Source organism: Polaromonas sp. P1_G2 (genome assembly GCF_056405515.1).
In genome coordinates, this window is record NZ_JBFUBY010001736.1 from 1 (window position 1) to 362 (window position 362).

Here is a 362-nt window from a genome sequence, read left to right on the forward strand (position 1 = left end):
GGATATCAATGGCAGATTCAGCAGACGTGCGTGCGCTTGCCGAAGGATTCTTTGTAGTCCGCAACGGAGACGATCCGACCGTTGCCACCGAGGGAGTAATGGGCCGATTTGCCTCCAATGCCCGGTTTCGGATATCAATGGCAGATTCAGCAGACGTGCGTGCGCTTGCCGAAGGATTCTTTGTAGTCCGCAACGGAGACGATCCGACCGTTGCCACCGAGGGAGTAATGGGCCGATTTGCCTCCAATGCCCGGTTTCAGATCATCGGCACCGAACGTCTCGGCGGCTTTACTCGCAAATATGAGGGCGCCGAGGCGCTTCGGCCGGCTGTGACGGCATTCGTCGCGGACTGGGATCTTTCG

The 362-nt window shown here is 58.3% G+C and carries 1 protein-coding gene; it reads left to right on the forward strand.

The window, feature by feature from the left end:
- Positions 1-26 precede the first annotated feature (26 nt).
- On the forward strand, positions 27-362 hold a 336-nt coding region (locus AC1D0P_RS32355), incomplete at its 3' end, for a hypothetical protein (protein WP_477680458.1).